This is a genomic window from Pseudoalteromonas sp. SIMBA_162 (genome assembly GCF_046535955.1).
Classification (GTDB): domain Bacteria; phylum Pseudomonadota; class Gammaproteobacteria; order Enterobacterales; family Alteromonadaceae; genus Pseudoalteromonas; species Pseudoalteromonas marina.
On sequence record NZ_JAWJBQ010000755.1, the window covers coordinates 1 to 255 of the forward strand.

The 255-nt window shown below is 35.7% G+C and carries 1 protein-coding gene; it reads right to left on the reverse strand.

Going from position 1 to position 255, the window contains the following annotated elements; genetic code table 11:
* On the reverse strand, nt 1-255 hold a 255-nt coding region (locus R0J88_RS21705), incomplete at both ends, for a stage II sporulation protein P (protein WP_410901134.1).

A 255-nucleotide genomic window follows, 5' to 3' on the forward strand; every position in this document is an offset into this window, starting at 1 on the left:
TCCGTGTTATCTATACCACCAATTTCTATTAAAAGAAGTGATTTCGATAAATCTTGATTATAAACCCCGTCCACTCCGGCACCTTTCTTTTCAATCACCCCTCTTGATATATTTGGGACGATTTTATTTAATGTCTGACTCAGGGTATTTGCATAAGAAAGATTTGCTTTATAATTCGGATTTTCCGCTCCAATAACAAAGGCAAGCTTTGCATATTTCACTTTATTATGTGTAATGGTTGATTTGTCGGCACCT